Annotated in this window: 4 protein-coding genes; 3 read left to right on the plus strand and 1 reads right to left on the minus strand. The window is 37.2% G+C overall.

Annotated features, from left to right (window positions below; genetic code table 11):
* The 3 genes from AC5JM2_RS30570 to AC5JM2_RS30580 all read left to right on the plus strand — a co-directional run.
* Positions 1 to 241: hypothetical protein (locus AC5JM2_RS30570; protein ID WP_495839075.1), on the plus strand; the 241-nt coding region annotated here is incomplete at its 5' end.
* Between the two features lie 1,307 nt (positions 242 to 1,548).
* Positions 1,549 to 4,599, plus strand: a complete 3,051-nt coding sequence (locus AC5JM2_RS30575; protein ID WP_495839077.1) for a non-ribosomal peptide synthetase — start codon at positions 1,549 to 1,551, stop codon at positions 4,597 to 4,599.
* Positions 4,600 to 4,613: 14 nt separating this feature from the next.
* Entirely contained in the window at positions 4,614 to 5,015 is a 402-nt protein-coding gene (locus AC5JM2_RS30580) for a nuclear transport factor 2 family protein (RefSeq protein ID WP_495839079.1), read from the plus strand.
* Positions 5,016 to 5,194: 179 nt separating this feature from the next.
* Here AC5JM2_RS30580 and AC5JM2_RS30585 read toward each other — a convergent pair whose 3' ends face one another.
* The gene (locus tag AC5JM2_RS30585; protein ID WP_495839081.1) at positions 5,195 to 5,404 is read right to left on the minus strand and encodes a hypothetical protein; all 210 of its coding nucleotides are present in this window, start codon (positions 5,402 to 5,404) and stop codon (positions 5,195 to 5,197) included.
* Positions 5,405 to 6,130 lie beyond the last annotated feature (726 nt).

The following is a 6,130-nucleotide window of genomic DNA, read 5'->3' on the forward strand; positions in this document are numbered from 1 at the left end:
AGAGCCGATTGTAGCTACTGACCAACCCACTAATCGAAGAGTGGGGTGTTGTGCAATGCAGATATACACCCCATATCAGTTGCGCAGAATCGTGCAGGAATGCTTGAGATGGCGTGCAAGATATGCACACTTAGTCAACATCCGTGCAGACTCGTTGAGCACCACTCATACTACACCCCATATCATTAAAAACAACCTCTATTCTGTAATGCGCTCTGGGAGCGGGTTTCAGGCTACTTAATGTTAGGCGTTCGCCTAATTGTGCACTTCTACAGCATTATATCATGCCTTTCCCACCTTATAAGAGTGGGGTGTTGTGCACTGTAGACATACACCCCATGTTAGTTCTTCGGGCGGATGCACACTCTATTTACACCCCATATCAGTAAAGTGTTGGTACTTGAAGACTCGTGCAGACATCCTGCACAAATCAAAAGACACCCCATATCACTTATGCAAAGCTTAATTCTATAATGCGCTCTGGGAGCGGGTTTCAGGCTACTTAATGTTAGGCGTTCGCCTGATTCTGCATCAAATCATACCAACCCAATAATTAACGAGTGGGGTGTTGTGCACTCCAAGAACACACCCCATGTCATTTTTGGGCGGTAAAGATACACCCCATGTCACCTTTGGTGGCGCTTTTACACCTCTTATTAACACCCGATATCAGTTTTATACGGTTTTTGCACAATACACTAGCACCCCATATCATCTGCAGCGCCATTATTGCATTTTTCGCGAGCACCCCATATCAGTAATGGAGGATTCATCATTCTTGAACCTAAGACGCCTTCTCGCACTTAGCTTGAATTTGGCTTCCTTTTCCTACAAAGTCCCAATAGGATGTGGCGTTTTCAAGGGCAGAAGTAAGTGGTCTGCTGGCTCGGTTTTTTGCAATCGATTTACCTAATCATTACTGTTTTTACAACATTGTTATTTGATTGTCACAACATTGTTATTTGATTGTCACAACATTATTATTTGATTGTTATAACATTGTTATTTGAGAGTCATAACATTGTTATTTGATTAACATTTTCCCGCCACACAAACCAATTAAACTTGTTGGTTGGCGTATATGCTAAATCGATGTAAAACCCTTGCCAATTATACGATTGAGCCCATTTTGACCTTAGTCTTTTACAAAGTCCCATTAATTCTCCTTGGCTTAATATCTAGCCTTGTCCAATGAACTGGAGTTTAGACTAATTTTGGCTTAAAAACCGCCAAACCCTTATCCAGACTGCCTTTCCCAATTTAGAACCGTTTTAGGATTCCAAAATCTAAAATGCTTGCTATACAAGGGTTGTAGCTCACATCTTGCACCAAGAAAAATTGATGGTATTTCGTCACTCAGTATTAAGCCATAAAATCTTATTGAGCGAGAAAAACCAATAAAAATTATGTAGCTTTATAACGCATCTTTTTAGCTTCTACGGATTTCTACGGTTAGGTGCAAGATCTGAGGTAGCCTAAAAAATAGAATTTATACCAAATCCGGATCTAATACCCCCTTTATTATTTAGTCCGCGTAGAAGGAATTTTATGGATTTTCAATCTGACTGGACAATAATTTCAGAACTAGATGCAATCTGTGAAAAATATCCAAATCAAGTAGCACTAGTTTTAGGCGAACAACAGTTAACTTATGGAGAACTCCACAAACGAACACAGCAGAGCTATGATTATTTAACCACTCAAGGTTGGCTGTCTCCAAACAGCTTAGTGGGGCTTTGTTTTGAACCTTCTTTTGAAATTATTATTGCTATTTATACAATTTGGAAGGCAGGAGCTGCATTTGTACCACTCGATCCCAATATGCCTTGCCAAAGATTAGCTTATATAATTGCTGATGCAGGAATAACTACTATTTTAACGCCTGAAAAGTATGCCTTCAATATCCAGCAGTCGGTATCCAGGGAGAAAAAATTAAACCTTTGTTTTATTGATGATTCTGTTATATGGCAAAAGCCCTCTACCTCTGCATCATTGACAAAAATTTCACCAATACCTGTTCAAAATGAACAACTTGCTTATGTTATCTATACGTCAGGTTCAACAGGTGAACCCAAAGGTGTAGCAATCGCACATCAAGGGCTAATGAATTTAGCGATTTCAAAGCGCAATATTCTCAATTTTTCTCCTGGTCTGAGAGTTTTACAATTTGCGTCATGGACTTTTGATGCGGCTATTTGGGAATTAACTGCGCTTTGTAGTAGGGCTACTCTAATTCTGGCAGACCGAGAACAATTATTACCAGGCTATCCTTTAGCAAGATTTATCAATCGCTATAGAATTCAAGTAGTTTGTCTACCACCTTCTATTTTAGGAACTTTGACTCCTTATCAAAGTGAATTATCTGAATTAAAAATTATCACGGTTGCTGGAGAAGTATGCCCAATCACATTGGCACACCAATGGAGTCCTACGACATGTTTCTTTAATGCTTATGGCCCAACTGAGGCAACTGTCTGTGTCGCTATATATCCAGTAATTCCAGAAGAAAACTATATCAATAGCTCAGTACCGATTGGATACGCAATACCCAACATGGAGTTGTACGTTTTAGACAATGAAATGAATCGATGTATCCCAGGAGTAGCAGGTCAGTTGTACATTGGCGGAGTGGGATTAGCTCAAAAGTATATTAACAAACCCGATTTAACTAATACCTGCTTTTTAGAGAATCCTTTTGGAAGAGGCAAAATTTATAAAACAGGAGATATTGCTTACGAAGACAGTAAAAAACCAGGCTTGTTTCATTTTGTGGGTAGAATTGATAATCAAATAAAGCTTAGGGGATTTCGGATTGAACTGGAAGCTATTGAGGCAACACTAACCCAACATCCCAACATACAAATTGCGGTAGTAAAGGCTATTGCTGTTAACCAAGCATCCTCTGAGACAAAAATACTTATAGCCTACGTAGTTTGTCGTGACGGGTGTTTTGTTTTAGCTGAGCATTTACGTCAGTTCACAGCTGATCGTCTTCCTCATTATATGGTTCCGTCTCGGTTCATATTCATGGACGAAATCCCTCTCATGCCTAATCGCAGTAAAATTAATCGTCAGGCATTACCTTTACCATGCTTTGAAACCTCGAACATCTCGGTAATTTCAACAAATAGTGTTACTAAAATTATCGCTATTTTTGAAGAAATATTGAAACTAGATAGTGGTATATGCACAGAATCAAGTAATTTTTTTGAACTAGGAGGTGATTCCTTATACATTGCCCGTATTTTACACGCTATTGAACACGAATTTAAAATTTTAATACCATCACGCCTAATTTATGAGCATCCAACTCCTATTAGTTTAGGAAATTTAGTAGAAAAACTTATTCACCAAGAAAACAATATTGATGATGGCGTTTTTGACTGTGAGCCGAAAACGGAATTATCTTTTTTGCTAAATACGTCCAAGTTAGGTATACAACCTACAAAGTTTAGTTATGACACTGCATTAATTACTGGTGCTACAGGTTTTTTCGGCTCTCATGTGCTTTACAATCTATTAACTAGAGGTAATTTTAAGACTCTTTACTGTTTAGTGCGAGCTGATAACACTGAAATAGCGAAACTAAAGCTTGAAAAAGCTTTTATAAAAAATAAATTACCAAAAACTTTATTACAAAAAGTTATACCGATTGTCGGTGATATTACAGAATTCAAACTAAATCTTTCACAAAAGCTGTGGAATGAACTAGGCAATAAAGTCAATCATATTTATCATTGTGCAGCTGATATTAGTTATATAAAACCGCTTTCGGTAATTCAGCGTAGTAATATAGAAGGAACAAAAAATATCATTGCTTTAGCGGCACATGGTCGTCAGAAAGTTTTGCATTACGTTTCAACATTAGCTGTCTATGGTGCTACTAAAAGGTTATTAGATTTAGATGTCGTAGATGAAAATTTTGATCTTAAGCTGAGCGAACCTATTATCAGTATTGAGAATGCCTACACACGGACAAAATGGATAGCTGAATATATGGTTCAAGTGGCTAGGGAAAAAGGCTTAGCCGTGTCCATTTACCGTCCAGGATTTATTGAGGGTCATAGTTTAACAGGAGTTTCTAATTTAGATGACACTTTTTGTCGGCTAATTCTAGGGTGTATCCAGATGGGATTGTATCCAGATTTTCCTGAAAAATATTGGTTACCAACTCCGGTTGATTATGCAGCAGCGGCACTTGCGCATATATCTTTAAATTCACAAAATATAGGAGAAAATTATAATCTTCTACCACAACGCGAACAGGAATTAAGTCATGTGCAAATTTTTGAAGTTATTAATCAATTAGGTTATTCTGTACAAAAGGTTTCTCCAAAGACTTGGTTAAATGCGCTTACTATGTTATCCGTGGATAATATGTTATATCCTCTAGTAAGTTTTTTAAGAGAAAAAATATATCAAGATCGCATGACCATTTTAGAAGTACACGCTCATACTTCAATCTGCCAAGCTAACCAGACTTTAAAAGCTCTACAAGATTCTAATATTGTTTGTCCACAAATTAATAAACCATTCATTGCACAGTATTTAGATTATTTAATTCAGCAAATTGATGCTAAAATTCTCCAAGTCAATTAAAAAAATCAGAATCTATGAGTGAATCAGAAAATCTAAAAATAGCAAAAGACTTATATAATGCCATCGAACAACGCGATCTTCAAAGGGTTTTAAATTTATTGTCTGAAGATGCAGAATGGTATATGCCTGGATCTTCAAATACGCCTGCTTCAGGTAAATACCAAGGACATAATGCAATTTCAGACCTGTTTGTTTCAGTAGTAAATAGTGTTGAATTTGAGCAATTTGAGCCTCAGGAATGGTTTGAAAAAAAAGATAAAATTGTTGTTTTAGGTTATGAAGTAATTCGTGTGAAGTCTACTAATAAACGAGCTGAGTATCCTTGGGTGCATGAATTAACTTTGCAGCAGGGAAAGATTATAAGGCTTCGTGAATATCTAGATACAGCTGCGATTAGTGAAGCTTTTCAACATTAGCAGACGCCCTTGGCGTATTGCTATAGTTTGTTTAATTTTCGGAGTCGGACTTTTGTTGATAGATAATATGTCTATAACTACAATTATGAACATATCTGTTTGTACTGCGTCATAATGAATTTAAATAAATATTTCATTTTAGTTTCCACTAGGATTAACTAGTGATAATTATTGATTTTTTAATCTGAGAAAGTACCACACAATTTACGTACTTCTGAAATATCCACAACTTCCACATCTCTGTCGTAGCTCAGTGCAGCGTCTCGATTTTCCAGAAGGATACGACTAATAAACGCGCGTTTTTTTCGTTCATTGGAGTCGTTGAACAAAGCAGAACAAATTTGAGCGTAGATTTGGCGGTTCAGGTGTCCCTTGAATTTGTTGACCATTTTATTACCCTCTTTCACCTCCCAATCTTTCCCGTTGGTAATTAGACACATAAGCGTTAACTTCTCCATAGTTTCGGCAATATAGCGCGAACACCTGTTATGGCTTAGCTTAGCCGCTAGAACACCGATTCAGTAATCAAACAGGACTTACGCAACTGGCACATTTTTCTTCAAACTGTCACACGGATAGAATTTGGCTATAACGTTTATAAATCAGTGCTTACGAGCATTTACCTCAATTTGAAATATATATGCCAGTTGACCTTATATTGTGAGGCTTGCGTAAGTCCTAATTGAGCAAGAATTTCCCATTTCTATCTAACTAGAGAGCCGGTCAAGTAATAACGGTTGACAAAAGCAGAATTATGTGAATAAGTTAAAACGCCTATTTCAGGCTAAATTTTTAGGTCTAGTTTTTAGCGATCGCATAAAATCTGAGTCCCTAAAAGTTCGATTTCCACAAGATACATACCCTGCATTTTATGTCAACTACTTCTACTTGACCGACGCTCTAGTGCATAAGTTGATTTTGCTTGCAGCTAATTAAAGAAGGCAAATAAGTCTGACCCACATAATCAGATTTTTGTCAATGCGTAAGTCCTAATATAATACAGACAACCAACAACGCCCAAACAAGCCATGCCGGAGTCAGAAAACCTCAAAGACCCTGAAAAAGTCTCTAATAATGACTTACGCAATTCCCAGTTTGCAGGTGGGTTTATCGAT

The organism is Brasilonema angustatum (genome assembly GCF_059505445.1).